Origin of the sequence: Actinoplanes subglobosus, from assembly GCF_042650585.1 — a bacterium.
GTDB classification, from domain to species: Bacteria; Actinomycetota; Actinomycetes; order Mycobacteriales; family Micromonosporaceae; genus Actinoplanes; species Actinoplanes subglobosus.
The window spans coordinates 19,703-45,483 of record NZ_JBHSBL010000013.1; the positions used below are offsets into that span (position 1 = coordinate 19,703).

Consider the following 25,781-nt stretch of genomic DNA (forward strand, 5'->3'; position numbering starts at 1 on the left):
ATTCCCCCGACGCGCGGCGAGGGCGGCCCGGGTGTTGCTCGAGCGCAAAGTACTCAGATCGGCCGGCCGCCCGCCGACGATGTACGGAACGCAGTCAAGCCGAGGAGTACGCATGCCGACCACACCCGCCTCTCCTCGGGCGGTCGACGACGGGACGGCGATCCTGGAGATCATCGATCGGCGCCTGATCGAACCCCACTACCAGCCGATCGTGGATCTGAGCAGCACCGGGGTCGTCGGACTCGAAGCCCTCGCCCGAGGCCCGGCCGGTACCGATCTGCGATACCCGGACAGGCTGCTCGCCGCCGCGTCGGCGGCCGGACGGCTCGGCGAGTTCGACATGCTCTGCGCCGAGCGCGCCCTCGAAGGCGCCCTCGAGGCCGCGACACCGCCGCCCCTGCTGTTCGTCAACGTCGAGCCCGCCGTGATGAACCAGGTGGTGTCGCCGCGGCTCGTCGAGCTCATCGGCGCGGGTCTGCCGTTCCACGAGGTCATGGAGTTCACCGAGCGTGCGCTGACCATGGCGCCGGGAGCGATGGTGCGGCTCGCCGGGGTCATGCGGGCCTTCGGTCACAGCATCGCCCTGGACGACGTCGGCGTCGACCCTCTGTCACTCGTGCTCTTCCCGATCCTCGAACCGGAGATCATCAAACTGGACATGAGCCTGGTCCGCGATCCGCACGCCGCGGCCACCGCGAGGATCGCCGCCGCGGTGCGGGAGCAGGCACAACGCACCGGCGCCCGGATCATCGCCGAGGGCATCGAGACCCAGGACGACTTCACGCAAGCGGTACGGCTGGGCGCGCACTGGGGACAGGGCTGGCTCTTCGGCCGGCCCGCACCGATCCAGCACGCACATCACCGGTACGACCGTGACGCCGCCGCCGCTCTGCCGCGATCTCGTGCCGAGTTCCTGGACCCGGTGATCACGCCGTTCGAGGCCACGGCGGCCCACGCCCCGGCGGTCGCGGCCACCGTCCAGGACATCCTCGACCACCTCGACCGGATCCGTGCTCTGGTCGCCCACGACCCCGACACCATCGTGCTGGCCAGCGTCCCCGACGACATGATCGCCGGGCTTCCGGGCCCGGTGCACACCCTCTTCGGTGATCCCCGATCACTGATCGTGAACGACGAGCCCATCCCCGGCGAGTTCTGCGTGGCGGCCCTGGGAAACGGCTCCGGGCTCGGCATGTGCGTCCGGAGCCGCCCTCATCAGCAGATCCGGCGCCTCGACCAGCTTGCGGCGGTCGCCGAGGTGGCACGGAATCTGCTCCTGCGTCACCCGTACACCTTCCCGCCGCACGACTACGCCGCCGTCGCGCCCGGTGATACCCGGCGACATCGGGGATGAGCCGTTCGACTCCGAACCGGCACTCCGGCGGCGTACACAAAAAGGGTGAAAGTCAGCTTTTCGCAGCACCCGACGGGGCTATTCTGGGAGAAAATCCCAGCACGATGAATCATTTGATGATCAAATTCCTGGTTGCTCTCGCGGTCGGACTGCCGATCGCCGTCGTCACGCCCGCGGCGCAGGCGTCGCCGCCCCCGGACGGCCGCATCTCGCTGGCCGCGCTGCGTGACGCCACGCTGGATGTTCCGCGATGGCCCGCCGACGGCCTCCTGTGCCCCTCCGGCCGCGTCCGTTTCCGCGACGGCGAGGCGGCGGTCACGCCGTCCGACGTCCCCGACGGCCGGCCACCGGCCGGGCAGTCCCTGACGATCCTGGCCGCCGCCCACGGCGACATCGACAACGACGGCGCCGACGAGACCGTCGCCCTGCTGGGCTGCATGATCGAAGGCGGCACCAAACAGATCGTCGCCTACGACCGCGACCGCGACGGCCGGATCGTCTCCCGTGGGCGCGTCACCGCCACCACCGGGCAGGTTCGCGACATCCGCGACGACAGCCTCCGGATCCGCAGGTCCGGCATGGTGACCGCCCGGCTCGCCGACTACCAGCGCTGCTGCGCCGACACCACCCCACAGACATGGCAGACCCGGGGGTACGCCCTCCGAGCCGGCCGGTTCATCCAGGTCAGTGGCCCGTCCCGGATGCCGCTCAACCCGTCGGTGACCGCCATCCGCGTCACCACCGGCGACCTGACACTCGGCCCACCGAACGGCGGCTACCGCTACGGCAGTGTCGAGGTGACCGTCACCCATCGCTGGGGAAGTCGGCCCAAGTCGGTCGTCCTGCAGTTCCTGCCGCCGGACGGACTGGAGCGCACCGGCGACCGGTGGCCCCCGGTGACCACGGCGGCGGACTCGTTCGAGGTGCGGGTCGCAGCCCCGGCAGCGGGCCGCAGTGTCACCCACCGCTTCGAATTCCGGCGACCGGCCGGCTCCCCCGCCGGCGGCGACCTGGCCGTCGACCTGTCCACGAAACCACCGACCAGCCCGGCGGTCCCATGGGAGACCTACGCCACCGCGAAGATCGTCCAGACCGGTTAGCGACTGTCACACAAGTGACATGATCTCGCGGAACAACCTCCATGTGCCACGACCATCCTGTACGGGTCAGACGACCGCACCGACGATGGGAGGCATCGTGGACGACCGATGGCTCAACCGGCGGGTACGTCCCGCCGCGGGATCCGACGTCGAACTCACCTGCCGGGTGATCGAGCGGGTCCTGCGGGACCCGCGGCTCAGCGGTGAGTGCGTCACCGTCGAGGTGCAGAACCGGGTGGTCACCCTGATCGGTGTCGTCAGCAGCCTGTACGCCCGGACGGTCGCGGCGGAGCTGGCCCGCTCGACGCCGGGTGTCGCCGACATCTGCAACCGGCTCACCCTCGCCCGCGTCAGCGACGCCGGCGACGACCTGCGACACCTGGAAGCCGACCCGTTCGACACGATCGTCGCCGCCTGGCACACCCCGCAGACCGGCCCACCCCGGCCGTCGGCGGGCATGCTGCGGGCGGCGGCGACCCTGCTGGCCCTGGTGGGCGGGATTCTGTGGCTCACCCTCGTGCCACGGCACTCCGGCGCCGCGCTGGTCGTCGTGGTCTGCATGATGAGCGCGGCGGCCCTGGCCGTCCTGTCCACCCAGCCGGCCGGCGTCAGGCATCGTTGACCGCGACCGACGGTGGCGCGTCCCGCGCCGGCGGGGGCGCGTCAGGAGGCGGCCGGGCCGGCGAACGGGCCGGCGGCGGTGAAGGCGTACTCGGCGAACCGGGCGCCGATCCGCTGGTGGGCCTCCGCGCTGGGGTGCAACCCGTCGGGCAGGGGTAGCTCGGCGGCGTCGGCCACGCCGTACAGCGAGGTGCCCTCCAGGAAATGCAGGTTCTTGTCGGACGCGCGGCGCTCGGCCAGCGAACGCAGCTCACGCCGGACGACCTGCAGGGTCAGGCGGCCCAGCGCGGTGTCGCCCGGTGTCCCGGTCGCGACGAACCGCACCTGTCCGGAGCCGATCGAGGCCGGGTCGATCGCTCCCGGACCGGCGGTGTCCTCGTGGATGCCGCAGAACAGCGGCGAGATCAGCACGAGCGGCACCTCGGGGTGGCCGTCGCGGATCGTGTCGAGGAACCCGTGGACCGCCGGGACGAAGGTGCGCACCCGCATGCCGTCGAGGTTGACCACGTTGATGCCGAGCTTGACGCTGATCATGTCGGCGGGGCTGTCGCGGATCACCCGGGCCAGGAACTGGTCGGCCATGGCGCTGCCGCCGAGACCGAGATTGCGCAGCTCGACCCCGCCCCGGCGGGCGGCGACGGCCGGCCAGATCTCGCTGGGCGCGACCGCGTTCGACCCGTGGCTGATCGAGCTGCCGTGATGCACCCACAGCGGCCGGGTGGTGTCGCCGGGCTCGATCGGGCCGTCGGCGCGCAGGTCGACCAGCTCGACACTCTCGTTGTGGGGCAGCCAGATCTCGACCCGGTGCCGCCCGGCGGGCAGCCCGGAGACCGTGGTGGTGTGCGGCTGCCCGGCGTGGAAGGCGGTCGTGCCGGTGGCGAGGTCGACCTCGATCCGGTCGCCGCCGTCGAGCACGTCGCGGACGGCGAGGTCACCGTCGACGTGGACGTCGATGCGGCCGCGGGGCCGGTCGGCGCCCACGTAGGCGATCCGGGTCGGGTGGGTGACCAGCTCGAATCGGGTGGCGGTGGTGGTGAACGCGACCCGTACCCCCGAGGGTTGGCTCTCCATCGACAGCAGCTGCCCGTCGGGGAACTGGTCGCGCACCCAGGTGGGAAGCCGGTGCGGCCGGAGGCCGCGCGCGGTGACCTCGGTCTCGGCGGCCCCGCGGATCAGCTCGGGTGGGACGGACATCAGATCTTCCCTTCGGTAGGCCAGGAGCGGAAGGCGCCGTCGAGCACCTCCAGGGCCCGGAGCCAGGAGAGGCCGGCGGCGGGTTCGCGGTGCGCGAAACTGTCGTTGGCCCGCAATGCGAGGAACCCGTTGACGGTGGCGGCGAGCAGCCGGGTGGCGTGGACCAGCTCGGACTCCGGCAGGGGGTAGCCGCGCAGCATCGCCAGGGTGAGCGCGGCGACCCGGCCGGCGCCCTCGGATCGGACGGTGGCGGGCGAGGCGGGCCGTTGCAGTGCCGTCCACCGGCCGGGGAACTGCCGGGCGTAGTCGCGGTGGGCGTCGGCGAACGCGGTGAGCGCTTCCTGCCCCGACCGCCCGCCGATGGCCAGCGCGATCCGGTCGGCCAGCTCGCCGAGCGCGAGCTGGTGCACGCCCTCGATCAGCGCCGACCGGTCCCGCACATGCGAGTAGAGGCTGGCGGTCTGCACACCGAACCCCCGGGCCAGCGCCGACAGTGTGACGGCGTCGAAACCGTCCCGGTCGGCCAGGTCCGCCGCCGCCCGGATGACGGCGGCCGAGGTGAGATTCGCTCGCGCCATGCCATCACCCTACAGACCAAAGGCAAAAACCTAAACCCTTTAGTTTGGTACGCCGCAGCGTCACGCCCTGCGCGGAGTCGCGGTCAGCCGGCCGAGCCGGTCCAGCCTCGGAGCACCGCCGCGGCCTGGTCCGGGCTTGCGGCGACCAGCTGGCCGACCGCGCGCTGCCGCTCGACGACGGGCCGCTCGGTGGAAGCCCGTGTGACGGTGACGGCGTCGGCCACGAGAGGGCGCTGCGCCTCCAGAGCGGCCCGGGCCTCCAGCAGTCGTTCCCGTGCGGCGGCGTCCCGGACCTGACGCGCGCGACGCCGCCACCCGGCCAGCAGCAGGAGCAGCACCAGCACTCCTGACGCCACTCCCAGCCACAACCCACGCCGGTCGGGTGCCGCCGCCGCCACGTCGGTGGCCTCGGCGGTATGGAACGGCATGGCGGACACCACGACGGTGTCCCCGCGAGCGGCGTCGGTCCCCGCGGCCACGCTGACCAGCTTCCGCAGCTGGGTCAGGTCGATGTTCGTGCTTGCGGCGGCGTCGACCGCCACGGCGATGGTCAGCCTCTTGACAGCCCCGGGAGCGGTACGGCGCGTCTCCCGGATCGAGTTCAGGGCGTTCGTACGATCGACGCCGGTGCTTTGAAAGGTGTTGCCGCCGCCGGCGGAGACGCGGCTGCTCAGGCGCTCCGCCAGGGCGCCGACCGACGGATCACGGCTGTAGGTGGTGCTGACCGTCTCGACCTGGTCGAGGTCGAGTTCGGCGTTGGTGGTGACGACGGCACGGCCGGGCCCGACCACCGCGTCGACCATCTTCTGCAGCGAACTGTCGAGGCGGTCCTGGTAGGCCGCGGCCGCCGTCTCGAGCCGGGGCACCGCCCGCGCGGGCCCGGAGACGCCACCGACCGCAAGGGCCACCACCGCTAGAACACTGGACACGCGACTCGCCGACACGGCGGGTCACATCGGCCACGCGAGGCGGGACTGAACTGTTCTTGTAGACACAGACGGCTACGATACATAGTGTTGTGCGCATATGTGCATGAGATTGGGAGTGAGCAGCTGATGGGGCACGGACACAGTCACGACCACGGCCCGGCGACGGCGACCGCCGGGCACCGCGGCGCGCTCATCGGCGCCCTGTCGATCTCGGTGGTCATCTTCGCCATCGAGATCGCCGGTGCCGTGGTCACCGGCAGCCTCGCCCTGCTGGCCGACGCCGGGCACGTGCTCGCCGACGCCGGCGGTGTGGCGCTGGCGCTGGGCGCGACCATGCTCGCGGCCCGACCCGCGTCCGGTCGGCGGACGTTCGGCTGGGCCCGCGCGGAGATCCTGGCCGCCGCGGTCAACGGCCTGATCCTGGCCGGCATGGGCGTCTACGTGTTCGTCGAGGGCATCCGGCGCCTGTTCGAGCCGGCACCGGTCACGGCCGGCGGGATGGCGCTGTTCGGTGTGATCGGCCTGATCGGCAACCTGATCGGGGTGGCGCTGCTCTACCGGGCGCGGGAGGCGAGCCTCAACATGCGCGGGGCGTTCCTGGAGGTCGCCACCGACGCCGTCACGTCGGTCGGCGTTCTGGCCGCCGCCGCGGCGATCGCCCTGACCGGCTTCACCCAGGCCGACGCCATCGTGTCGATCCTGATCGGCCTGATCATCGCCCCGCGCGCGGTCAGACTGCTGCGCGAGGCGGTCAACATCCTGCTCGAAGCGGCGCCGGAGGGCGTCGACCTGGAGAAGATCCGCCAGCACATCACCGGCCTCGACCACGTGCTCGGCGTTCACGACCTGCACGTCTACACCGTCACGTCGGGCCTGCCGGTGCTCACCGCGCACGTCGTCGTCGACGACTCCTGCTTCCACGACGGACACGCGCCACAACTGCTCGACGCCATGCAGGCCTGCCTGGCCGGGCACTTCGACGTCGAGCACTCCACGTTCCAGTTGGAGCCCGCGGGCCACGCCACCCACGAACACGCCACCCACGGGTAGCGCGTCGGTCCGGCCCGCGGTATCTCCGTCGCGGTCCGCCCGACGCGATATGACCCACCAGAGATGAGAGAAATTCACCGACGCAGGGAGATGATCCTAACGATCGAGATCAATTGATGTCTGGGCTTCGGCTCCCCCACTCCTGTCCCTGGAGTGTCACCCCCCGGGGAGTCGAGGGCCGAGAAGGGAAAACCACGTGCGCATCTCTCGACGTCCGCTCTGGACGGCGTTCCTCGCTGTCGGGATCGCGATCCCGGCAGGCGCCGCCGCCGGCGCGAGCACGGTGGCAGCCGCCGGCACCACCGGCCTCACCACGACCGTCCAGATCGGCCAGGTGACCGGCAACGCCCTCACCGTACGCGTCACGGTGCGCAACACGTCATCGTCGGCGGTCGACGTCCTCTCCCGGGACCTGCCGCAGGCACGCGCGTCCAAGCCTGTCCTGGCCGTGACCAGGGACGGCGTACCGGTGCCCTATCGCGGCAAACTGGCGAAGCTCGCGGCACCGACCGCCGCCGACTACACGCACATTCCCGCCGGTGGCGCCTACGACGTGACCGTGGACCTGGCAGGCGACTATGACCTGTCACAGCCGGGAACCTTCACCGTCGCCCTGGCATCGCCCCAGGTGCGGGCCCGGAAGGCGGCAACCGCTACCCGCCAGGACACGCTCCGGGTCGACACCGGTCGCGCCACCGTCCGCACCACCGCCGGCATCCGAAGCGCCGACAAGGCATCCAGCCTCGCACCGACGACCACCGAGCAGGTCAAACTCGCTGCCGCCGCGGTCAGCATCACCTACCGCGGCTGTACGACCAGTGAACAGACCGCGCTGAAGACGGCCGTCACCAACGCCGCAACGTACTCACAGAAGTCCCAGACCTGGCTCGCGGCGAACCCGTCCGGCGGAGGCGCCTACGCCACCTGGTTCGGCACCTACAGCTCGTCGCGGTTCTCGCGTGTGACCTCGGCCTACAGCAAGATCACCAGCGAGCTGACCAGCAAGGCCCTGACGCTCGACTGCACCAGCAACGAGGACTACTACGCCTACGTCTACCCGGACCAGCCCTACATCATCTACCTCTGCAACGCGTTCTGGACCGCGCCGGCCACGGGCACCGACTCCAAGGCCGGAACACTGATCCACGAGTCCAGCCACTTCACCGTCAACGGCGGCACCGACGACCACGCGTACGGCCAGACAGCGGCGAAGCAACTCGCCGTGTCGAGCCCGGCCAACGCCGTCGACAACGCCGACAACTACGAGTACTTCGCCGAGAGCCGCTGACCCGCTCGCTCCGACCGGCAGGCCGTTCCACCACCGCGCGACGTAGCGAAATCTACGACACCCGGCCGGAACGGGCTGCCGCCGCGCCACCGCACACACCCCGGCGCCCCTGCACACCGGGCGGATCGAATCGGAAGCGCCAGCCGCCCACCAGAGCACAACTCAGCCGGTGATACCCGGATCCGGCCCGGCCAGCCCCGCCGCGCTCCCTGCCATGGGTCCTTCGCATACTCGTCTCGAAGAAGTGCACTGTCGGCGGCCGTTGAGGATGTCCCGACTGAGTCAGGCAGCAAGGCTGCGATGATCAGCCCATGGAAATGGTGCTCGATCCTCCACGCGGCGTCGGACCACTGCGGCTTGGAATGACGCCGAACGAGGCACGGGCGGCACTCGAGACGATCGGTCCGCTGACGCCGACTTCCGACGGTACGCTCGCCGTGAATCTTCCGAGCGGCCTCGGCCTCAGCGTCGGCTTCGGCGTTGGACCGACACGCGACCGGGTCAACGCCATCGAAGTGTGGCGCCCGAATGAACACGACGTGGTGCTTTACCGCGACGTCGACATCTTCGGGTCGCCGGCACTCGAGGTCGTGAGGCTGCTCCGCCGGTACGTCGCTCTCGAACCGAACCAGGACGACGACGCGTACACCGCGCGAGAGCTGTATCTCGCGCTCTGGCGACCGTTCGAAACGGACGACCCGGAGGACACGCAAGGCTTCTTCTTCCAGTCCGCGCTCGTTGCTCGGCCGGGCTACGACGACACCCCTGCACAGGCAGCGGCTCGGCAGGCCGCCGGAGAGCAACCAGGCTACTGACACCGACCTCGACGGGTGGGGCTCCTCCGTGGGCACCCGGACTGCGGCAGATCCGGACGGAGGCCCGCTCCTCGGCGAGGACTTGCCGATTGACGGCGGGTGATAGCTTGCGAGGGAGTGACGGCGGCGCATTTCGCCACGGTGGGCCGCCGGGTCGTCCACCTGCCCGCTCGACGTCCGGGGAGAGATCCGATGACGAGCAACGACAAGCCTCGGGGCAACGCAAGTCTCGGGATCTGGTCAAACATCGGGGTCTGGGTCGCCTTTGGCGCTGCCTTCGGCGCCGCCGCCGGCATCCTGCTCAACAACTTCGGTCTCGGTGTCACGCTGGGTCCGGCCCTGGGTGTGACCGCCGGCGTCGTCGTCATCGCGCGAGCGAATGACCGCGGCAAATCCTGAGCGTCGCGCCCGCGTCCACGCTATGCGACTGTTTCATCATCCGCCGGAACCATTGCGATGATGGTCGGCGCACGATCGGCGGCTAGAACAGCCTGAAGTTCCTCCGGTCACCACCAGGTCGGCTTGGTGGCCGGGTGCTAGTCCGTGCCCTCTCGAGCCGGGCCGCCACCGAACGACTATGCGCACACGCTCGTCGGCGACAGATCAGTACTCGGCCGCCCACTTCCTGTCAGGTCCCTTCGAGAGCGGTTGCGCGGCGCTCCAGGTCTGCGGCAATGTCATCCCAATCCGGCCGTGCAGCCAAAGGTTCTGGGCAGCTTCTCGCACCAGTACCGGATCATCAGGTCGCTGTAGAAGCGCGAGCCGGTAGGCCAAGTTGCGTACCCAGACCGGCAGAAGACCGTCGACGAGGTTCCGGCACAACTCGTGAAGCATCGCGGGGGATCAGCATCCGCCACCACGGTCACCGCCTCGCGGACCGCATGGTCATGCTGGCAGGCCGCCCGATCGGCGGTCAGCTTCGATCGGGGATACTCATCGCATCATCGGCCGTTGCGAAAGGAAGTGCTCCAGTTCGGCAGCGTCGACCCGGGTCGACGGCGTCACCCGCCAGACGGATCCATGGAACGAACGGATCTCCACCCAACTCCGCGAGTCCGCGCCGGCAAGCCGCGACAGCACCAGAGTCAGGTCCGACTGCTGATAAACCTTGAACGCCGCCTCCCGGCCCGGCCGGCCGTCGCGAATGTCGAATCGAAGGTCGATCACCGGCTTCGGGGAACGAGCCCAGTCCGCGTACGGCAGCGCGCCGTGCCCGCTGATCCGCGCATCGACGAGCACCTCGGTATCCATGTCCCCGATCTCGCAGTCATGGATGGGGACGGCGGTTGCCACCCGAGGCGCAATGGTCGGATAAGCAGCGGCCAGCCCGCCGAGCGCCGGTGAACACAGCAACGCGTGGCGGAACGCCGCCGCCGGCCGGTCCAGTGCGATCTTGTGGTGCGACGCACCGTTGAAGGGCAGTTCACGCAGCCGGGTGACGGTTTCCAGAAAGGCCGCCACCTGCCCGGCGTCGTGGGACGTCTCCTTGACGTTGAAGCCGACGGCGCTGCGCCCTTCGTCGCGAAGGATCAGATAGTGGTAGAAGCCCTGACCCGGCGCCCTCTCGAAGACCATCGCCTGACAGAGCACTCCATCGAAACCGAGCACCGGTCGATAGTCCGGCCAGTCGACGCTCTTCCGTAGCGTCGGTGCCACCAGCGCGTCCAGGTCCTCGGCGGGCTCCGGTAGTGGCTCCACCTCGTGGAATCCCTTGCGCAACTGCGCCTTGATCTTCCGGTCGTAGTGCGCGCGAGCTTGGTTCTCGTCGTTGAGCGTGACCGTCGTCGCCCCACCCCGGCGGGTGCCCTCGCGCCCCCAACTGATGAAGCAGCGGATGCCGGCCTGCCGAATCTGCCAGAACTCCCGGGCACCGCTGTCCAGACGCTCGAATCGCCGCATTCGTCCGTCCCTCCGCCTGCGGCGACCGTATCAAAGAGGCCGAACCCTGCGGGTCGCGGCAGACTCCCAGTCAGTTCGAAGAACGGCTACTGGCCCGCCGCGGGGAGACGGATCAGGCGGTTGCCGCAAGATTGCTGGTGAACGACCACAGCGCCGAGCCAGGCGAGTACGGCGGCAACACCATCAGCGACGACGCGCCGCGTGCACAGATTGCAGATCCGGATGTAGGAGCATTGGCTACCGTGCCGGAATGGTCACCGGCCCTCGCGAAGCAGCTCGAACGCTTGATGCGGCACAACGGCAGCGTGCGCGCCTTCTCATCCAACGCCTCAAGGATCCGACGTTGCCGGATGAGGCCAGCGCCGAGCTTCTGGATGAGCTGAAGAAGATGCTGTTGTATCCCGGAGTCAGCGATCTTCTGTTCTGGCGCACGCCCGAACTCACCGAGGACGAAGTCATCAACGAGGCGTTGCAGTATCAGCCCTTCGTCGGCTGACGAGCCGGTGAATCACCGGCCACCACTCGCACACTATTTGTGTGGCGGCTGTCGGTCGCTCTCGACCTCGCCAAGATCTTTCCGGAACGCGGCGAGCATCACCCCTTTGTATTCTTCCATCACCCGGCCGTGCGCGGCGAACTCGTGGACCTCGAACGGTTCTCGTCCAATCACTCCCAGCCAGGCGCGCCGGCCGAGCCGCTCCGCCTCCGCAATGATCGGACGGGTCTCAGGACGACAGAACAGTTCCAGGGTCGTCCGAGCCTCGCCCAGCCGGCGCCGCAGCTCACCGAGTTCTTCGTGCTGCTCGGGATCGGCAGTTCCGGCCAACAGCTTGCGGCGAAGCTGGTCATAGACGAGCAGGAAGTCGACGACGAACGTGCGGCGATGCTCGAGATTACGGAAGTAGGAAGCCTCGAATGCCTGCCTCCTGTCGCGCCGGTTCGCGGCGAGCAACGTCAGCGCCGAACTAGCGATCGATGCGGTCAGCGTGAAGCCGCCGGTGACCAGCAGCGGCGCAATATTGATGTCCATGGTGCAGGCGATGCTACCCTCGACCGACCGCGGCAAAGGCTTGAAGGACAACCGGGCTCGGCAGCTACCCAGGCGAGCGGCACGACGGCGACCAGCCCCGCAAGCAGCGCAAAGGTGGCCAGCTGTAGATCGCGGGGGCGCCTGTCGTCGGCGCGGTGAACGGCGGGCATCACGACGAGCGGCCGTCGCGGGCGGCGAGAGCCGCGAGCATCGCGTTGTACGCGGCCAGTTCGGGATCGGTGCCGCCGGCGGCCTCGGCCCGGTCGGCGGCCCGGTCACGGCGTCGGGCCTCCCGGTCGTCGGCCCGCATCCACTGCACGAGCAGCGCCCCGAGCACCACCGCCATCGGCAACTCCCCGAACGACCAGGCCAGCCCACCACCGGTGTGCTGGTCGGCGAGCGGCGACACGCCCCACGGCCGGGCCAGCGACTCGTACCAGGCGGAGGCCAGCACCCGGGTCGACGCCATCAGCGCGATACCGAGGAACGCGTGCATGGCCATGGCCGCGAACACCATCACGACGCGCAGCGGATGGATCGGCCGCCGCGGTCCGGGGTCGACACCGATGACGCACGAGAAGAAGAGGTACCCGGTCCCCAGGAAGTGCCCGACCATCGCCAGGTGCGCGGCATGCGAGCGGAGCGCCAGCTCGTACAGGCCGGTGAAGTACATCGCGTAGAGGCTGCCGACGTAGAGCACGAACGCGACGAGCGGATGCGCGATCACCCGGGCCGGCCGGGAGCGCAGCACGGCGAGCAGCCACTCGCGCGGCCCGGGCCAGGCGGGATCGGTGGCCGGCCGCAGCGCCCGCAGGGCCAGGGTCGCCGGTGCGGCGAGGACCAGCAGGATCGGCACGACCATGTTGAGCAGCAGATGCTGACCCATGTGGACGCTGAACAGCACCGGCGCGTACCGGGCGAGCCCGCTGCTGGTGGCCACCGCGAGCAGGCCGCATCCGGCGAGGAAGAGCAGGGTCCGGTGGGCCGGCCAGCCGTCGCCGCGGCGGCGCAGCCGGTGGACTCCGGCGAGGTAGAGGCCGGCGGCGACGACGGCCACGCTCAGGTACAGCGGTTCGGGCAGCCAGGCGGTGAACAGGGCGGCGGGGCTGACCGGGCCGGGCATCGGGAAGCCGAGCAGCGCCTGTGCCGCCGACTCCTCGCCTTCGACGACGGCCGGTGGCGTCCGCGACAGGGCGACGGCGGCGCCCATCGCGGCGGCGAACAGCAGGATCTCCCCCGTCGCGACGAGGATGAAGCCGCGGCGGTCGCCACGGTCAAGGGCAGGCATCGCGGTACGCCGTTGCAGCACCCCCAACACCAGGATCCCCGCCAGGACGACCGCCTTGAGCAGCATCAACTGCCCGTACCGGCTGGTCACGACGGCCGCGATCCCGGGCAGCCGGATCCACGCCGACACCAGCCCGGACCCGATGACGGCCACGGCGCACCAGGTGGCCAGCGGCGAGAAACGGCGTACCGCGGCGGCCGGTGCGCGACCGCTGAGCAGCAGTGCACCGAGCCCACCGGCCCACACCACCACCGCGACCACGTGGATCAGCAGCCCGGACACGGCCACCTGGTGGTTTCCGCCGGCGGCCGCGTGCCCGGTGAACACCGGCGGTACCACTCCCAGCACCGCCGTGACCAGCGCGAAGACGCTCCCGGCGTAGGTCAGTGTCCGCAGGCAGACGGCCGCGGTGGCGACGGCCAGCCCGGCCGTGACCAGCAGTGCCTGACCGAGGGTGAGCGACGTGACGAAATGCCCGACGGTCGTCGGCGTCACGATTTCCGCAACCGGTAGACCCATGAGATCGGAAACGGTCAGGCAGATCTGTGCCCCGGTCGCCGCCGCCCACAGCAGCGCCGTCCATCGCGCTGCCCGCAGCCGCCGGTAGGACTCGGCCGACAGCTGCCGGCCGTGCCGTGGCGACAGGACGACGGCGGCCAGCAACAGCCCGACTGTGGCGATGGCGGCCAGTTCGCCGGCCAGTTCGGCGGCCGGCAGGAGCCACCGTGTCCAGCCGGGTTCGGGCAGGCCGGGGATGGTTTCGGTGGTGACGCCTCCGCCGTACCACAGCAGTCCGAAAAGTAGGCCGACGGCGAGGGCCGCGGAGACCGCGACCGTCGCCGGGCGCCGCGGAAGGATCCCGCTCAACACAGGGGTGACTCCAGGATTGTCAGTTGGTTTCCGCCCGGGTGGTCGCCGCCCGGGCGGAAAAAGTTCCGCGGGTCAGATCAATGTGCGCCAGTAGTCGGCAAATCGGACACCGATCAGCGCGACGAGGATCAGCACCCACGCCAGCGGCACGGCACTGTGCACGGCGAGCAGCGGGCGGACGATCCGGCCGGGCACCGGCAGGTGTCCACGATCGGCGTTGTGCAGCGTGAGATAGCAGAACATCACGATCATCAAGACCCAGACCACCATGCAGTACGGGCAGAGCGCCCCGATCCGGTAGAGGCTCTGGACGACCAGCCAGTGCACGAAGACGATCCCGAACAGGGCTCCGGCCTGCAACGACAGCCACCACCAGCGGGGCAGGCGCGCCCCGGCGAGCACCGCCACCCCGGTCGCCGCGACCACGGGGAACACCGCCACGCCGATCAGCGGGTTCGGGAAGCCGAACACCTCCGCCTGGGCGGTCGTCATGATCGAGCCGCAGGACAGGATCGGGTTGATCGAGCAACTCGGCGTGTAGGACGGGTCCTTGAGCAGCGCCACCTTCTCGACCATCAGCACGAACGCGGCGAGTGCGCCACCGAGGCCGGTGACGGTGAGGATCCAGCCGATCATCCGGTCGGTGATCATCAGTTCAGCACCTCGTCGACGGCCGACTTGAGGCCCTGGTAGGAGGGTTCGCCGGTGAACCGCTCGCCGTTGACGAAGAACGTCGGCGTGCCCTGCACTCCGAGTGCGGTGCCGTCGGCGGCGTCGGATTCCACCCGCTCGGCGACGTCGGCGCTGGTCACGTCGCTGGCGTATTTCGTCATGTCGAGGCCGAGCTCGCTGGCGTACCCGGCGAAGACCGTCGCCCGGGACTCCTCGGTGTGCCCCCACGCCGCCTGGTTGTCGAAGAGTTTGACGTACATCTCCTCGAATTTGCCCTGGCGGGCGGCCGCCTCGGCGGCGTGCGCGGCATTGTAGGCGTTGGGGTGGCTGGCGATCGGGAAGTAGCGCACCACGTAGGTGATCCGGTCACCGTATTCGGCGCGCAACCTCTCGACGCCCGGGTAGGCGGCGCCGCAGGCCTCGCACTCGAAGTCGAGGAACTCGACGACGGTGACCTTGCCGTCGGCGGCCGTGGACAGCCGGTGGCTGTCGGCGCGGACCACCTCGGCGGATCCGGCGCGCGGTTCCGGTTCGGTGAGGTTCACGGCGACGATCAGCAGCAGTACGGCGAGTGCGGCGCCGAGCACACCCAGGGTGACTTTCAGGTTGGTGCTCATGCCCGGTGCTCTGGTCAGCGCGCGGGTGGCTTTCATGGTCTTTTTTGCGGACATGGCGAGTCCTCTCCCCTGTGAACGGTGATGTGGTGACAGGCGGCCGCACACCCTCGACGTCGATCGACGCGTGGTGTGGTGTGGGGCCGGAGATCAGTAGCCGGCGACCGGCCGGCTACCGCAAAACAGCAGGTGGCGCGCTGTTATCTGCGCGCGCTGTTATATGCGCAGGACACCCGGCTGGGCCGGGTCCGCGTCGGGCAGCGGCGTGACGTCGGCCGCCGAGGCGGCGACGACGGTGACGGCCGGCAGGGTCCGCAGCGCGGGCAGGAGGACGCCGATCGTGTCGGCGGGCGGGCGCAGGAACGGCGCGGCCGCCGGTGTCCACGCGTCGCCCTGCTTGTGCTCCTGTGACTGCGATCGATCACCGTCGTGCTCGTGGCCGCAGGAGATCTGCACGGCGACCACGACCGGACTGTCGACGACCGGCCCGAAGCTGAGACCGGCGTTGCCGGGCGACAGCTGGCTCACGGCGAGCAGGAACAGGGCCATGATCGCGGCGATGAGGGCGACGCGGCGATGCGTGAGCACCGGCATGCCTGTCCTCCCCCGATCGGCCCGGCTTCGTGCCGGACACAGTACCGCAGGGACCTGAGCGCCGAGTGTCCGTCGGCAACACTCATTGACAGAGTTCGATTGCAGCGCTTACCGTCAGCCGAGGAAAGCGCTTACCCGCAGCGTACGGCCGGACCCACCGATCCGGCCGCACGCCAGGTCGCCATTCCCCAGGGCCAGGGTCGGCGCCGTCCACCCCAGTGCCGCCACCCCGGGCGGCATCCGTCCCCCCAACGGAGGATCCCCCATGTCCACTCGGAGAACCGTCCTCTCCGCAATGTCCGTCGGCGTCCTGGCCGCGGGCGGTCTCGTCGCCGCCACCCCGGCCCCGGCGTGGGCCGCCGAGTCCACCCCGGTCGGCTACGCCAGCATGAACGGCGGCACCAGCGGCGGCTCGTCGTCGACGGTCGTCACGGTGACCACCGCGGCCGCGCTCAAGTCGGCACTGAGCTCCAGCACGTCACAGACCGTGCGGGTGTCCGGCCTGATCACCATCTCCGGCATGTACAGCGTCGCCTCGAACAAGACGGTCATCGGCGTCGGCTCCAGCTCCGGCATCACCGGCGGCGGCCTCAACCTCTCCAGCGTCCGCAACGTGATCATCCGCAACCTGGTGTTCCGCAACGCGAGCGACGACTCGATCAACGTCCAGGAGGGCTCGACCAACATCTGGATCGACCACAACGACCTGGCCAGCGGCTACGACGGCCTGATCGACATCAAGCGCGGCTCCGACTACATCACCGTCTCCTGGAACCGGCTGCACAACCACGACAAGTCGATGCTGCTCGGCCACGACGACGGCAACTCCAGCCAGGACCTCGGCAAACTGCGCGTCACCTACAAGCACAACTGGTTCGAGGGCACCGGCCAGCGGCACCCGCGCGTCCGCTTCGCCAACCCGGTCCACGTGCTCAACAACTACTACAGCAACATCGGGTCGTACGGCGTCGCGTCGACCATGAACGCCGGCGTCTACGTCGAGCGCAACTACTTCGAGAACGTCGCCAACCCCACTGTCACCCAGACCGGTGACTCGGACCCGGGCAACATCAAGGTCCTCAACAACTACAAGGTCAACTCGGGTACGGAGCAGGTGCGCAACGGCGCCAGCGTCGCCGCGATCCCCTACTCCTACACTCCGCAGGCCAACAACACGGTCAAGGCCACGGTCGTCGCCGGAGCCGGCACCGGCAAGATCTGACGTTCCGTCCCCACCCCGGCGGTGCCCGCTCGATGCGAGCGGGCACCGCTTTGTCATGACCACTCCCCCGGCGGGATCATGGCATCGGAGGTGATGGCCCGATGACTGGCATCCGCCTGGCCGAGATGGCCGACGACCACGCTGACCAGGTGCTCGACATCTACCGCCTGGGCATCGGCACCGGCGACGCCACCTTCGAGACCGACGTCCCGGACTGGGCGCGGTTCACCGCCGGCAAACTGCCCGGCCACCGGTTCGTGGCCCTCGACGAGACCGGCCGGGTCGCCGGCTGGATCGCGTGCCGCCGCGTCTCGGACCGTGCCGCCTACGCCGGCGTCGTCGAACACTCCGTCTACGTCCACCCGGGCGCGGGCCGCCGCGGGATCGGCCGGACCCTGCTGACCGCCCTGATCGACTCCACCGAGGCGGCCGGGATCTGGACGATCCAGTCCGGTGTCTTCCCGGAGAACACCGGCAGCCTCGCCCTGCACACCACATGCGGTTTCCGCGTCATCGGCACCCGCGAACGGGTCGGCCGGCTGCACGGCCGATGGCGCGACGTGGTACTCCTGGAACGGCGCAGCCCCGTCGTCACCTGACCGCGCGACCCGGACCCTGTGAATTCCCCATGTCTGCGGTGAATCGGACGCGCCATGGGTCGACGTCGACGGCAGAAAGACCTACCGTGGACGGCCCGGAAACATTCGGGTAACTGGAGGTGCGGCATGACCGCCAGCACGCTCGACGTCACCACCCCCTCCGACGGAACCCTCGTCATCCACCTCCGCCCCCTCGTGGCCGCCGAGGACGCCGCCGAGCTGAGACGGGCCCTGATCCACGCCATCCGGCACGTCCGCCCGCCCCACCTGGTCCTCGACCTGGCCGGCGTCCGCGAACTGGACCCCATCAACCTGGGCACCCTGGCCGCGGCCTGCCACCTCGGCGACGACCATCACGTGACCGTCCACGTCGACCACACCTCCGCCGGCATCGCCCTGCTACTGACGGCCGCCGGCGTCCCCGCCCACCGCATCCGGTGACATCCGGACGCTCCGCTCGTAACGGCTGACCACCGTCCGGGGCCCGCCGTCGTCGCGCTGCCCCGGCGCGCCCCCGACCTCGACATCGCCACGATGCCGGAAGCCGGCCCGCTCGTAGTACGCCCGCAGCCCGGCGTTGGCGGCCACACAGTCGAGCCGCACCGCGGTCGCGTCACGATCGCGGGCACGGCCGGCGGCCCAGTCCAGCACGAGGATCCCGGCGCCGGCGGCCCACCGCTCGACCGCCAGACGATGAACGTACGCCGCCCGCACCGCGTGATCGGTCCACAACCGATCCTGCCAGTCCAGGGTGACCGTGCCGGCGACCGAATCCCCGATCCATACGAGCCAGGTCTCCCCACGGTCGACTGCCGGCCGTACCCAATCCGGATCGAAACGTCGCGGCCACCGCCGGATCCCGGCCGCCGCGAGCCGGGCCGCGGCATGATCGAGGACCGCAACGACGGCCGGGACATCGCCGGGCGCAAATCCCGATGGCGCCGACGGAACCCCCGGCCGCCAGGCACTGCTCGCCCGCCGCGCAACCGCGATCGTGTGAGCCATCCTCGTCCTGCACCGCATCGAAGCCCACCGCCACGCAGGTTGAAAAGGCTCGGTCATGTCCGTTCGCGGCGGCCTACGTCGAAGGCTTGTCCGTGCCCTCCGGACCCGGCGCTCGGTTGACTGACAGGTTCCGAGCGTCTGGCGTGAGAGTCGCGCTCACATGCGGAACGCCAGCACTCGTGACAGAGTGTCCCGCAAAGCCGTGTGTTTGAGCTGTAAGAAGCTGAGAGACTCGGAGGTGAGCCCCACCATGCCCATGAACGACGGACAACGTCGGCAGTGGCACGCCAACCTGCGGGGAGAACTGGCGAGACTTCGACGCGAGAACGAGAAAACTAGAGCCAGTTACAAGGACCACCCTCGATTTGAGGAAGATCCGCCCGGAAAGTTTAAGTTCGCGCTACTTATGGTCCTTTTCCTTGGCACGATACTTACCCTCATCGTGATGTGCGGCTGGATAATCTGGATGCTTAACCACACCTCACCGCTCCAGCAATAGCAGTGAGCCTTTCATCCTGCACAGCGGTTCGCTTCGACGTGGCGCAGGACGAGGATGGCCTGCATGATCGGGGTCTCGGCGCGGGCTGCAGCGGATTTTCGCCAGAATCTTCCAGGTCTTGAGGGTGTCGTCGGCGTGTTTGCCGATGGCGCGGATCTTGGCGTGCGCCCGGTTGACCGCCCTACTGCCGACGTGACAGCTTCGGACGGGACCGCCGCCGCTTGAACGGTGTGCGCACCCTCGATGATGGTGTGGGTGCTCAGGATCAGCGTGGCATCCAGGCGGTGGGCGCTACCGGCTGGGGCAACGGGTTCGGTCGATTTACTGTCCTACCTGGAGCCTCGCCCTCATCGATCACCGGCCCCTGCCGACCCGAGCTGACCTGCAAGATCAGGTTGAAATGGCTCACTGTTCGGCGTGGACTGCGCTGTCGCCGAGCGCGATACTCGACGGCCTGGGCCGCACACATCCCTCAGCTTCCGCCGGGCCGCGCCGACGGTAGGGAAACGTCGAATCTTCGGGGGTGCCGATGCCGCAGCCGTGGATCCCACGCCGCGATGACGGCCGGGCCGGGCAGGCCCGGTCGTGACCGCCGGCGGCACCGGCCTGCGCCTGCCCGCGCAGTCACGCGCGGACGTCCTGCTCGGGCAGGCCATCGCCCACTACGACCGGTCCGACCCGGTCGCGGCTCAGGAGCTGGCGAAGGTGGTCGCCGACGGCGACGACCCGGTACTGCGGGCCCGGGCCCTGACCCTGCTCGTCCGCTGTCATCTCGTCCTGGACGAGCACGTCGAGGCCTTGGCGCTGGCCCGGGAGGCACTCGACCTGTGCTGGCGAATCGGCGACCGGGCCAGCGAGGCGATTCTGCACGCGACGGTCGGGCGGAGCCTCGCGTTCACCGGTGACCCGGTGAGCGCGATGGAGGAGATCATCACGGCGCTGGAGGTGGCTGATGCCAGCGGTGACCTGACCGCGCGGATGACGGCCACCGGCACCGCCGCGACTGTCTATTACTACCTGGAGCAGTTCGACGTCTGCATCGAGTTCAGCGAGCGGGCCGCCGAGATGGCACGGATCCTCGGTGACGAGGTCACCAACGGCGCCATGATCGACACCATGGCCTGCGCCAACATGTGCCTGGCCGAGGCGGCCCGGTCGGCCGGTGACGAGACCGGTGCGCGGGCCCTCAGCGTTCTCGCGCAGAGCCAGTCCCGGGAGGCGATCGTCGTCGCCCGGCGGCTGGGCCACCGCCGGCACGAGGTGATCGCGCTCGGGAACCTCGCCGAGAGCCTGTCCTTCTCCGGCCATGTGGAGGAGGCGCTGGAGCTGTTCACCGGCTGGCAGATCGACCCGGCCCGCGACTCGCCGTCGATCATCACGCACCTTCTGGACTCGCAGGGCAGCGCGTGCCTGGCCGCCGGACGGTACGAGGAGGCGATCGTCCACCTGCGGGCCTCCCTGGCCGCCGCGGAGAGCAAGAACAGCGCGATGGTGGCGGCGGAGCACCTGGCTGACGCCTACGAGCGGCACGGGGATCTGCGCGGCGCCCTGGACACGTACAAGATGTTCCACGCGCTGTCGAAGGAGGTGGCGTCGGAGGCTGCCAAGCGCAGCGGCAGCATCGCCGTGGTGCGGCTGGAGACGGCGCAGGCCAAGGCGGCGGCCGAGGAGGAACGGGCCCGGGTCGAGGCGCTGCAGCACGCCAACAAGGAGTTGCTGCGGCAGAGCCTGGAGGACCCGCTGACCGGGCTCGCCAACCGCCGCCACCTCGACGAGCTGATGGCCGACGGGCTGGCCGGCCACGCGATCCTGCTGGTCGACGTCGACCACTTCAAGCGGGTCAACGACGAGCACTCACACCTGATCGGCGACCGGGTGCTGCGCCGCCTGGCCGGTCTGCTGCGTTCGGCCTGCCGCGGCGACGACGCGGTGGTGCGTTTCGGTGGGGAGGAGTTCGCGGTGCTGCTCGCCGGCACCGACCTGCACGACGCGACGACGACGGCCCAGCGGCTGCGGGCACAGGTGGCGGCCCACGACTGGACCGCGGTGGCGCAGGGCCTCGCGGTCACGGTGAGCATCGGCCTGGCCCTGGGCGACGAGTCCACCGACCCGACGGTGGTCCTGGGGCGAGCCGACGAACGCCTTTACGCCGCCAAACGGGCCGGCCGCAACCGGGTCCACGGCCCGGCGGAATCCCCGTAGCCGGTGGCGCGCAGCCCCAGGGGGCCGGGCTGCGCGCCAGCGGGGGTCAGGCGACGGTGCGGATCAGCTTGCGGTTGAGGAACTCCTCGATGCCGTAGCGGCCGAGCTCCCGCCCGAAACCGGACCGTTTCACACCGCCGAAGGGCAGCTCCGGGCCCTCGGCTCCGACACCGTTGATGAAGACCATGCCGGTGTCGAGCCGGTCGGCGACCCGGCGGGCCTGCTCGGGGTCGCCGGTGAAGACGTAGGAGCCAAGACCGTACGGCGTGTCGTTGGCGATCTCCACGGCGTGGTCCTCGTCGCGCGCGCGGATCACCACGGCGACCGGCCCGAACAGCTCGTCGTGGAAGCTCTCGACCCCGGTCAGCACGCCCGGCGGATACCACGCGCCGTCGCGCTCGCCGGCCGTGGCGAGGCTCGCGCCGGCGGCGACAGCGTCGGTGACCTGCTCCTCGAGCCGGACGGCGGCGGCGGCCGACGACAGCGGCGCGGCCGTGGTGGCCAGCACCGCGGCGGTGAACCGGCTGACGAAATCGTCATACAGGTCCTGGTGGACGATGAACCGCTTACCGGCGTTGCAGGCCTGCCCGTTGTTGTCGACGCGGGCGGTCACCGCGGCCTGCACGGTGGCGTCGAGGTCGTCGCTGCCCAGGACGATGAACGGGTCGGAACCGCCGAGTTCGAGGACCACCTTCTTCAGATGGCGGCCGGCGATCTCGGCGACGGCCGCGCCGGCGCGCTCGGACCCGGTGAGCGACACGCCGCGCACGCGCGGGTCGGCGATCACGTGCTCGATCTGCTCGTTGGTCGCGTAGATGTTGACGTAGGAGCCGTCCGGGAAGCCGGCGTCGGCGAAGATCTGCGCGAGCCGGGCGGCCGACGACGGGCACTGCGGCGCGTGCTTGAGGACGATCGTGTTGCCGGCGACCAGGTTGGGGCCGGCGAACCGGGCGACCTGGTAGGCCGGATAGTTCCACGGCATGATCCCGAGCAGCACGCCGACCGGCCGCCGCTGGATGACCGCGGACCCGTCGCCGTCGAGCAGTTTGATCTCCTCGTCGGCCAGGAACTCGGCGGCGTTGTCGGCATAGTACTGATAGATCGACGCGCTGAAGTCGACCTCGCCGAGCGCGTCCTCGAAGGGTTTGCCCATCTCCTGCTGGATGGCCTTGGCCAGCTCGTCGCGGCGCTCGATGTGCAGCTCGGCGACCCGGGCGATGAGGGCGGCCCGCTCGGCGACGGTCAGCGACGACGTGCGGTAGGCGTCGTGCGCGAGGGCGACGGCCGCTGTCACATCGGCGTCGGTGGCTGTGGGGTAGGTGGCGACGACCGTGCCGGTCGCGGGGTCGACTACTTGGTAGAGGCTCACTCGGGGGCTCCGCTCAGGTGCTCGTGGACGGCCAGCCACTGTCCGTCACGCTGGTGGAAGACGATGGTCTCCCGCTCGTCGAGGGTCTGCTCGGCCCCGTCGATGCGGACGGCCGTGCGGACCCGGTGGGTGAAGATCGCGACGTCGTCCCCGAGATGCTGCACGTGCTGGTCCGTGGACTCGCACGAGAGCACCCGGAAACCGTCGCGTTCCCATCCGTACCACAGCTGCTCATAATCGGACAGCGACCGTATGGGCTGCGCGGTGGTGTGGAAGACGAACGTCGCGTCGGCGGCGAAGCCGCGGAAGTAGGCCACGGTGTCGTGGGCGCCGAAGGCGGCCACGATGCGGGCGGCCGCGTCGAGAACGGTCACGAGTCTTTCCGGGGGGCGAGGGCGGACAGGATCTCGTAGACGGTGTGAGCTGCGGCGATGCCCGTGATCTCGGCGTGGTCGTAGGCGGGGGCGACCTCGACGACATCAGCGCCGACCAGGTTGAGCTCGCTGAAACTACGCAGTGTGGCGAGCAGCTCGCGGCTGGTCATGCCGCCGGCCTCGGGGGTGCCGGTGCCGGGGGCGAAGGCCGGGTCGAGGACGTCGATGTCGATGGAGAGGTAGACGGGCCGGTCGCCGACGCGGTCGCGGATGCGCTCGGCGACGCCCCGGGCGCCGAGGTCGTCGATCTCCACGCCGGGCACCACGTGGAAGCCGAGCTCGCGGTCTTCGTGCAGGTCACGGCTGGAGTAGAGGGGGCCGCGGGTGCCGACGTGCAGGCACCCGGAACGGTCGATGAGACCCTCCTCGGAGGCGCGCCGGAAGGGGGTGCCGTGGGTGTGCGCCGCACCGAAGTAGGTGTCCCACGTGTCCAGGTGGGCGTCGAAGTGGACGACCGCGACCGGCCCGTGCTGGGCGGCGACGGCCCGCAGCAGAGGCAGCGCGATGGTGTGGTCGCCGCCGATGGTGACCAGGCGCCCGGCCCGCTCCAGCATGGCCCGCGCACCGGCCTCGACCTGAGCGATCGCCTCGTCCAGGGAGAACGGGTTGACGGCCAGGTCACCGGCGTCGACGACCTGCTGGCTGGCGAACGGCGACACGTCGGCAGCCGGGTTGTACGGCCGCAGCAACCGTGATGACTCTCGGACATGGGCGGGGCCGAACCGGGCGCCGGGCCGGTAGGAGACACCGGCGTCGAACGGCACGCCGATGATCGCCACGTCGACGTCGGAGACCTCGTCGATGCGCGGCAGGCGGGCGAAGGTGGCCGGGCCGGCGAACCGGGGGACGACGGTCGCGTCGACCTGACCGACGCGACCGTCCTGGACGATACGGGGAACGGAGGACATGGAATTCCTTACTCGGTGGCGCCGGTGCGCGCCTTGACACGGTGCTCGGAGGCGGCGTGGTCGTCGACGATGCCGGGCATCTCGCCGTCGGCGGCCGGGACGCCGCGGGGTCCGTCGGGACCGAACACGTAGCGGGGCTCGGGGAAGAGTCGGATCAGGGCGTAGTAGGCGACCGCGGCCGTCCCGATCGACACCAGGAGGCTGATGTCGACGCCGCCCGCGACGTTGCGGAACGGGCCCTCGATCAGCGGTGGGTAGTTGGCGAACAGCAGGCCGAGGATCGCGGCCGGAATCCAGGCGGCCATGCCGCGCCAGTTGATCCCGTTGCCGAACCAGTAGGCGCCGCCGACCCGGCCCTGGTTGAACACCTGGAGGTCGGCCTCGCGGTAGTGGCCGCGGCGCACCACATACCCGATCGTCATGATGATCATCCATGGGGTGGTGCAGATGACGATCGCGCCGACGAACGCGTTGACGCTGGCCAGCAGGTCGAAGGCGAGCCGCCCGACGAGGATGAAGACGAACGCGAGGCTGCCGATGAACAGTGACGCCTGCACCCGGTTGAGGCGCGGGAACACCGAGGAGAAGTCGAGGCCGGTGCCGTAGAGCGAGGTGATGCCGGTGGACAGGCCGCCGAGGAACGCCACCACGATCAGCAACAACGCATACCACGCGGGTGAGATGTTGATCAGCGCGACGATGTAGTCGGCCTCGCCGGCGACCAGGGTGGCGGTGAAGACGCCGAACAGGAACGGCACGAGCGTCGCGAACTGGGCGCCGAAGGTGGCCGCGAGCAGGCGGGACGGCTTGGTGCCGGCCGGGATGTAGCGCGACCAGTCGCCGAGGAACGCGCCGAACGAGATCGGGTTGCCCATCACGATCAGGGCCGACAGCACGAACGTGGGCCAGAAGGAGCCCAGAGCATAGGCCTCCGGGCCGGGGTTGTAGCCCAGGTCGAGGGTGCCGCTGTAGGCCAGGATGCCGAGCAGGATGAGCGCGGTGTTGCCGAAGACGACGATCTTGTTGACCAGCAGCATGAACGCGTAGCCGTAGATCACCACGACGATGACGATCGCGCCGAGAAGCGCGTAGACCACGCCGCGCAGCAGGTCGGAATCTTGAACGCCGGCCAGCCGGACCAGCGCCCCGACGACGGCGTCGCCGCTGACCCAGACCGAGATCGAGTAGAAGGCGATGGCGGTGAGCAGGGACAGGAAGGAGCCGACGACCCGGCCGCGGACGCCGAAGTGGGCGCCGGAGGCGACGGCGTTGTTGGTGCCGGTGAGCGGCCCGAACAGGCCCATCGGGGCGAGGAAGACCGACCCGACCAGGACGCCGAGCACGGTCGCGGCGACCGCCTGCCAGAGCGAGAGGCCGAGGAGCACGGGGAAGGTGCCCAGGATGACGGTGGCGAACGTGTTGGCCCCGCCGAACTGGATGCGGAACAGGTCGAGGGGACGGGAGTGCCGGTGTGCCGCCGGGATGGTGTCGATGCCGTGCTGCTCGACCTCGGTGACCCTGGGGCGCTGTATGTCTGTCATGGCGGTTGTCCTTCGCCGAGGAACGCTGTTGCGGGGAGAGTAGGCGTAAGTTTCATCCCACGCAACGGCTGTTGCATGTAGGGCTACTCGTTTTGCCATGCTGTTA

26 protein-coding genes and 1 pseudogene are annotated in these 25,781 nt (G+C 69.9%); 12 read left to right on the plus strand and 15 right to left on the minus strand.

Annotated elements, in window-relative coordinates; genetic code table 11:
- Positions 1-112: 112 nt before the first annotated feature.
- The 3 genes from ACFO0C_RS12670 to ACFO0C_RS12680 all read left to right on the plus strand — a co-directional run bounded on the left by ACFO0C_RS12670 (position 113) and on the right by ACFO0C_RS12680 (position 3,076).
- On the plus strand, positions 113-1,354 hold the full coding sequence (locus ACFO0C_RS12670) for an EAL domain-containing protein (RefSeq protein WP_378066776.1): 1,242 nt from the start codon (positions 113-115) through the stop codon (positions 1,352-1,354).
- A gap of 116 nt (positions 1,355-1,470) precedes the next feature.
- Positions 1,471-2,454 carry a hypothetical protein gene (locus ACFO0C_RS12675; RefSeq protein WP_378066777.1) on the plus strand — a complete coding sequence of 328 codons (984 nt, stop codon included), beginning with the start codon at positions 1,471-1,473 and terminating at the stop codon, positions 2,452-2,454.
- A gap of 97 nt (positions 2,455-2,551) precedes the next feature.
- On the plus strand, positions 2,552-3,076 hold the full coding sequence (locus tag ACFO0C_RS12680; RefSeq protein WP_378066778.1) for a BON domain-containing protein: 525 nt from the start codon (positions 2,552-2,554) through the stop codon (positions 3,074-3,076).
- Positions 3,077-3,117: 41 nt separating this feature from the next.
- Here ACFO0C_RS12680 and ACFO0C_RS12685 read toward each other — a convergent pair whose 3' ends face one another.
- The 3 genes from ACFO0C_RS12685 to ACFO0C_RS12695 all read right to left on the minus strand — a co-directional run bounded on the left by ACFO0C_RS12685 (position 3,118) and on the right by ACFO0C_RS12695 (position 5,758).
- Positions 3,118-4,269: a GDSL-type esterase/lipase family protein gene (locus ACFO0C_RS12685; protein WP_378066779.1), complete on the minus strand. Its 1,152-nt coding sequence runs from the start codon at positions 4,267-4,269 to the stop codon at positions 3,118-3,120.
- Entirely contained in the window at positions 4,269-4,847 is a 579-nt protein-coding gene (locus tag ACFO0C_RS12690) for a TetR/AcrR family transcriptional regulator (protein WP_378066780.1), read from the minus strand. Before ACFO0C_RS12690 ends, ACFO0C_RS12685 begins: the two co-directional genes overlap by 1 nt.
- An 83-nt stretch (positions 4,848-4,930) precedes the next feature.
- Entirely contained in the window at positions 4,931-5,758 is an 828-nt protein-coding gene (locus ACFO0C_RS12695) for a flagellar M-ring protein FliF C-terminal domain-containing protein (protein ID WP_378066781.1), read from the minus strand.
- Positions 5,759-5,902: 144 nt separating this feature from the next.
- Here ACFO0C_RS12695 and ACFO0C_RS12700 point away from each other — a divergent pair, with 144 nt between their 5' ends.
- The 4 genes from ACFO0C_RS12700 (at position 5,903) to ACFO0C_RS12715 (ending at position 9,328) form a co-directional block, all read left to right on the plus strand.
- On the plus strand, positions 5,903-6,826 hold the full coding sequence (locus tag ACFO0C_RS12700; RefSeq protein WP_378066782.1) for a cation diffusion facilitator family transporter: 924 nt from the start codon (positions 5,903-5,905) through the stop codon (positions 6,824-6,826).
- A gap of 196 nt (positions 6,827-7,022) precedes the next feature.
- Positions 7,023-8,114: a M35 family metallo-endopeptidase gene (locus ACFO0C_RS12705; protein WP_378066783.1), complete on the plus strand. Its 1,092-nt coding sequence runs from the start codon at positions 7,023-7,025 to the stop codon at positions 8,112-8,114.
- Positions 8,115-8,425: 311 nt separating this feature from the next.
- Positions 8,426-8,929 carry a hypothetical protein gene (locus tag ACFO0C_RS12710; protein WP_378066784.1) on the plus strand — a complete coding sequence of 168 codons (504 nt, stop codon included), beginning with the start codon at positions 8,426-8,428 and terminating at the stop codon, positions 8,927-8,929.
- A 192-nt stretch (positions 8,930-9,121) separates the two neighbouring features.
- The gene (locus ACFO0C_RS12715; protein ID WP_378066785.1) at positions 9,122-9,328 is read left to right on the plus strand and encodes a hypothetical protein; all 207 of its coding nucleotides are present in this window, start codon (positions 9,122-9,124) and stop codon (positions 9,326-9,328) included.
- 534 nt (positions 9,329-9,862) lie between these two features.
- Here ACFO0C_RS12715 and ACFO0C_RS12720 read toward each other — a convergent pair.
- On the minus strand, positions 9,863-10,828 hold the full coding sequence (locus ACFO0C_RS12720; protein ID WP_378066786.1) for a WGR domain-containing protein: 966 nt from the start codon (positions 10,826-10,828) through the stop codon (positions 9,863-9,865).
- Between the two features lie 250 nt (positions 10,829-11,078).
- Here ACFO0C_RS12720 and ACFO0C_RS12725 point away from each other — a divergent pair, with 250 nt between their 5' ends.
- Positions 11,079-11,324: an e9imm peptide gene (locus ACFO0C_RS12725; RefSeq protein WP_378066787.1), complete on the plus strand. Its 246-nt coding sequence runs from the start codon at positions 11,079-11,081 to the stop codon at positions 11,322-11,324.
- Positions 11,325-11,357: 33 nt separating this feature from the next.
- Here ACFO0C_RS12725 and ACFO0C_RS12730 read toward each other — a convergent pair whose 3' ends face one another.
- From ACFO0C_RS12730 to ACFO0C_RS12750, 5 genes are all read right to left on the minus strand, one after another.
- Entirely contained in the window at positions 11,358-11,858 is a 501-nt protein-coding gene (locus tag ACFO0C_RS12730) for a hypothetical protein (RefSeq protein ID WP_378066788.1), read from the minus strand.
- Between the two features lie 169 nt (positions 11,859-12,027).
- The gene (locus ACFO0C_RS12735) at positions 12,028-14,016 is read right to left on the minus strand and encodes a cytochrome c oxidase assembly protein (RefSeq protein WP_378066789.1); all 1,989 of its coding nucleotides are present in this window, start codon (positions 14,014-14,016) and stop codon (positions 12,028-12,030) included.
- Between the two features lie 72 nt (positions 14,017-14,088).
- Positions 14,089-14,667, minus strand: a complete 579-nt coding sequence (locus ACFO0C_RS12740; RefSeq protein WP_378066790.1) for a vitamin K epoxide reductase family protein — start codon at positions 14,665-14,667, stop codon at positions 14,089-14,091.
- Positions 14,667-15,305, minus strand: coding sequence for a DsbA family protein (locus ACFO0C_RS12745; RefSeq protein ID WP_378066954.1), 639 nt, complete (start codon positions 15,303-15,305; stop codon positions 14,667-14,669). Before ACFO0C_RS12745 ends, ACFO0C_RS12740 begins: the two co-directional genes overlap by 1 nt.
- 213 nt (positions 15,306-15,518) lie before the next feature.
- Positions 15,519-15,896, minus strand: coding sequence for a hypothetical protein (locus ACFO0C_RS12750; protein ID WP_378066791.1), 378 nt, complete (start codon positions 15,894-15,896; stop codon positions 15,519-15,521).
- Positions 15,897-16,161: 265 nt separating this feature from the next.
- Here ACFO0C_RS12750 and ACFO0C_RS12755 point away from each other — a divergent pair, with 265 nt between their 5' ends.
- The 3 genes from ACFO0C_RS12755 (at position 16,162) to ACFO0C_RS12765 (ending at position 18,158) form a co-directional block, all read left to right on the plus strand.
- The gene (locus ACFO0C_RS12755) at positions 16,162-17,118 is read left to right on the plus strand and encodes a pectate lyase family protein (RefSeq protein WP_378066792.1); all 957 of its coding nucleotides are present in this window, start codon (positions 16,162-16,164) and stop codon (positions 17,116-17,118) included.
- A 101-nt stretch (positions 17,119-17,219) separates the two neighbouring features.
- A complete protein-coding gene (locus ACFO0C_RS12760; RefSeq protein WP_378066793.1) occupies positions 17,220-17,717 on the plus strand; it encodes a GNAT family N-acetyltransferase in 498 nt (165 codons plus the stop codon).
- Between the two features lie 126 nt (positions 17,718-17,843).
- The gene (locus ACFO0C_RS12765) at positions 17,844-18,158 is read left to right on the plus strand and encodes an STAS domain-containing protein (RefSeq protein WP_378066794.1); all 315 of its coding nucleotides are present in this window, start codon (positions 17,844-17,846) and stop codon (positions 18,156-18,158) included.
- Here the strand turns inward: ACFO0C_RS12765 and ACFO0C_RS12770 are convergent.
- Both ACFO0C_RS12770 and ACFO0C_RS12775 read right to left on the minus strand, forming a co-directional pair.
- A complete protein-coding gene (locus ACFO0C_RS12770) occupies positions 18,117-18,722 on the minus strand; it encodes a GNAT family N-acetyltransferase (RefSeq protein WP_378066795.1) in 606 nt (201 codons plus the stop codon). The two genes, ACFO0C_RS12765 and ACFO0C_RS12770, sit on opposite strands and share 42 nt — an antisense overlap.
- Positions 18,723-19,232: 510 nt before the next feature.
- A pseudogene (locus tag ACFO0C_RS12775) lies at positions 19,233-19,459 on the minus strand (transposase family protein); the annotation flags it as partial.
- 347 nt (positions 19,460-19,806) lie between these two features.
- On the opposite strand from ACFO0C_RS12775, the gene ACFO0C_RS12780 reads away from it, so the two are divergent.
- On the plus strand, positions 19,807-21,423 hold the full coding sequence (locus tag ACFO0C_RS12780) for a diguanylate cyclase (protein ID WP_378066796.1): 1,617 nt from the start codon (positions 19,807-19,809) through the stop codon (positions 21,421-21,423).
- A 46-nt stretch (positions 21,424-21,469) separates the two neighbouring features.
- Here ACFO0C_RS12780 and ACFO0C_RS12785 read toward each other — a convergent pair whose 3' ends face one another.
- The 4 genes from ACFO0C_RS12785 to ACFO0C_RS12800 are packed head-to-tail and all read right to left on the minus strand — an operon-like array spanning position 21,470 to position 25,675.
- The gene (locus ACFO0C_RS12785) at positions 21,470-22,792 is read right to left on the minus strand and encodes an NAD-dependent succinate-semialdehyde dehydrogenase (RefSeq protein ID WP_378066797.1); all 1,323 of its coding nucleotides are present in this window, start codon (positions 22,790-22,792) and stop codon (positions 21,470-21,472) included.
- Positions 22,789-23,166 carry a YybH family protein gene (locus ACFO0C_RS12790; protein WP_378066798.1) on the minus strand — a complete coding sequence of 126 codons (378 nt, stop codon included), beginning with the start codon at positions 23,164-23,166 and terminating at the stop codon, positions 22,789-22,791. The genes ACFO0C_RS12785 and ACFO0C_RS12790 overlap by 4 nt, the downstream gene beginning before the upstream one ends.
- Positions 23,163-24,134 (minus strand): agmatinase, encoded by a 972-nt coding sequence (speB, locus tag ACFO0C_RS12795; protein WP_378066799.1) that lies wholly within the window; start codon positions 24,132-24,134, stop codon positions 23,163-23,165. Before speB ends, ACFO0C_RS12790 begins: the two co-directional genes overlap by 4 nt.
- A gap of 8 nt (positions 24,135-24,142) precedes the next feature.
- Positions 24,143-25,675: a purine-cytosine permease family protein gene (locus tag ACFO0C_RS12800; protein ID WP_378066800.1), complete on the minus strand. Its 1,533-nt coding sequence runs from the start codon at positions 25,673-25,675 to the stop codon at positions 24,143-24,145.
- Positions 25,676-25,781: the final 106 nt, after the last annotated feature.

What these genes read in the sequence shown, in the direction of transcription:
- ACFO0C_RS12670 (WP_378066776.1), top strand. Translation starts at nt 113, where the DNA reads ATGCCGACCACACCCGCCTCTCCTCGGGCGGTCGACGACGGGACGGCG.
- ACFO0C_RS12675 (WP_378066777.1), top strand. Translation starts at nt 1,471, where the DNA reads ATGATCAAATTCCTGGTTGCTCTCGCGGTCGGACTGCCGATCGCCGTC.
- ACFO0C_RS12685 (WP_378066779.1), bottom strand. Translation starts at nt 4,269, where the DNA reads ATGTCCGTCCCACCCGAGCTGATCCGCGGGGCCGCCGAGACCGAGGTC.
- ACFO0C_RS12690 (WP_378066780.1), bottom strand. Translation starts at nt 4,847, where the DNA reads ATGGCGCGAGCGAATCTCACCTCGGCCGCCGTCATCCGGGCGGCGGCG.
- ACFO0C_RS12700 (WP_378066782.1), top strand. Translation starts at nt 5,903, where the DNA reads ATGGGGCACGGACACAGTCACGACCACGGCCCGGCGACGGCGACCGCC.
- ACFO0C_RS12710 (WP_378066784.1), top strand. Translation starts at nt 8,426, where the DNA reads ATGGAAATGGTGCTCGATCCTCCACGCGGCGTCGGACCACTGCGGCTT.
- ACFO0C_RS12715 (WP_378066785.1), top strand. Translation starts at nt 9,122, where the DNA reads ATGACGAGCAACGACAAGCCTCGGGGCAACGCAAGTCTCGGGATCTGG.
- ACFO0C_RS12720 (WP_378066786.1), bottom strand. Translation starts at nt 10,828, where the DNA reads ATGCGGCGATTCGAGCGTCTGGACAGCGGTGCCCGGGAGTTCTGGCAG.
- ACFO0C_RS12725 (WP_378066787.1), top strand. Translation starts at nt 11,079, where the DNA reads ATGGTCACCGGCCCTCGCGAAGCAGCTCGAACGCTTGATGCGGCACAA.
- ACFO0C_RS12730 (WP_378066788.1), bottom strand. Translation starts at nt 11,858, where the DNA reads ATGGACATCAATATTGCGCCGCTGCTGGTCACCGGCGGCTTCACGCTG.
- ACFO0C_RS12740 (WP_378066790.1), bottom strand. Translation starts at nt 14,667, where the DNA reads ATGATCACCGACCGGATGATCGGCTGGATCCTCACCGTCACCGGCCTC.
- ACFO0C_RS12745 (WP_378066954.1), bottom strand. Translation starts at nt 15,305, where the DNA reads ATGAGCACCAACCTGAAAGTCACCCTGGGTGTGCTCGGCGCCGCACTC.
- ACFO0C_RS12750 (WP_378066791.1), bottom strand. Translation starts at nt 15,896, where the DNA reads ATGCCGGTGCTCACGCATCGCCGCGTCGCCCTCATCGCCGCGATCATG.
- ACFO0C_RS12755 (WP_378066792.1), top strand. Translation starts at nt 16,162, where the DNA reads ATGTCCACTCGGAGAACCGTCCTCTCCGCAATGTCCGTCGGCGTCCTG.
- ACFO0C_RS12760 (WP_378066793.1), top strand. Translation starts at nt 17,220, where the DNA reads ATGACTGGCATCCGCCTGGCCGAGATGGCCGACGACCACGCTGACCAG.
- ACFO0C_RS12765 (WP_378066794.1), top strand. Translation starts at nt 17,844, where the DNA reads ATGACCGCCAGCACGCTCGACGTCACCACCCCCTCCGACGGAACCCTC.
- ACFO0C_RS12770 (WP_378066795.1), bottom strand. Translation starts at nt 18,722, where the DNA reads ATGGCTCACACGATCGCGGTTGCGCGGCGGGCGAGCAGTGCCTGGCGG.
- speB (WP_378066799.1), bottom strand. Translation starts at nt 24,134, where the DNA reads ATGTCCTCCGTTCCCCGTATCGTCCAGGACGGTCGCGTCGGTCAGGTC.
- ACFO0C_RS12800 (WP_378066800.1), bottom strand. Translation starts at nt 25,675, where the DNA reads ATGACAGACATACAGCGCCCCAGGGTCACCGAGGTCGAGCAGCACGGC.